We start from the raw sequence: 1,293 nt of genomic DNA on the forward strand, positions 1-1,293 counted from the left end.
CTGGCACGATCATCCTCAGGCCACTAGTGCTGACCGTGCGATCAGTGTGAACGAAGGAGCATCATGCATCTGCCCGTACCCCGCGGAGACCTGTCCCAAGCGCTGAACAATGCGTTGCTGTGCAACCCCTCGGAGGAATACGCGGCCTATCTGGCAACGGTCGCAAGAGATCGGTTGGCTGCTGCTTCGGATGTGCTGGATGACGGGGACCTGCAACTGAGCCTTTTCGTGCTCTACGAGCTGCACTATCGGGGATTTGAGGAAGTCGATGACCGCTGGGAATGGGACCCCGGGCTCATTTCGCTTCGGGCCCGGATCGAGGAGGGTTTCGAGCAAGCGCTGCGCGAGGCGGCAGGCCCGATTCCAAGCGTGGAACCCAGCTCCGCGAAGGTGGCCCAGGCCCTGTTCGAGCTCGCTGCTGATGATGCTGGACCATCGGTCTCGAAGTTCATCCAGCGCAAGGCTACTGCCGGCCAAGCACGCGAATTCCTGATACTGAAGTCGATTTACCAGCTCAAGGAAGCTGATCCGCATACCTGGGCGATCCCGAAACTCGAAGGCCGTGCAAAAGCCGCCATGGTGGAGATCCAGGCTGATGAATACGGAAATGGGCAGCTGCCGCGAATGCATAGCGAGCTGTTCAGGCAGACCATGAAGGGCCTGGGGTTGCGTGACGATTTCGGCGCGTACGTGGACCGCATTCCGGCGGTGACGCTGGCGGCAGTGAACATGATTTCGCTCTTCGGCATGCACCGGCGCCTGCGGGGAGCCATCACTGGCCACCTGGCACTGTACGAGATGACTTCCTCGATACCCCAGGCGGCTTATGCCCGCGGGTTCCGGCGCCTGGGATATGAATCCCCGGTGACCGATTACTTCGATGAGCATGTGGAAGCTGATGCGGTCCATGAGCAAATCGCCGGCCGCGACCTGGCGGGCGGACTGGCTGAAGACGAACCGGATCTGGTGCCCGACATACTCTTCGGAGCCCAAGCCGCGGCAGCTGTTGACGCGTTGGCCGGCGTAAAGTACCTGGACGCGTGGGAAGCTGGCAGATCAGCATTGCATGCCGGAGCGGGGGCAGTGGTATGAGCGAGGGGCGCAGCGCTTCGGAAGCCGCCATGATTACCGTTTGCCCGCAGGGCCCCTTGCTGCTCAGGGGAGATTTTGAAATCGTGGATGCCGAGGGGCAATCCATCGAGGCCCGGAAAGGGCCCGTCGCGCTATGCCGCTGCGGGGGCTCTGCCATCAAGCCTTTTTGCGATGGCACGCACAAGCTCATGAAGTTCGAGC

The 1,293-nt window shown here is 61.6% G+C and carries 2 protein-coding genes; both read left to right on the forward strand.

The window, feature by feature from the left end; translation table 11 throughout:
• Positions 1–63: 63 nt before the first annotated feature.
• Positions 64–1,092, forward strand: coding sequence for an iron-containing redox enzyme family protein (locus ACIP6G_RS18220; protein WP_365946740.1), 1,029 nt, complete (start codon positions 64–66; stop codon positions 1,090–1,092).
• Positions 1,089–1,293, forward strand: a 205-nt coding sequence (locus ACIP6G_RS18225; protein WP_365946739.1) for a CDGSH iron-sulfur domain-containing protein, incomplete at its 3' end; no start/stop codon positions are given. The genes ACIP6G_RS18220 and ACIP6G_RS18225, both read left to right, overlap by 4 nt.

The sequence above is a fragment of the Glutamicibacter sp. NPDC088483 genome, from assembly GCF_044753145.1.
Taxonomy (GTDB): Bacteria; Actinomycetota; Actinomycetes; order Actinomycetales; family Micrococcaceae; genus Glutamicibacter.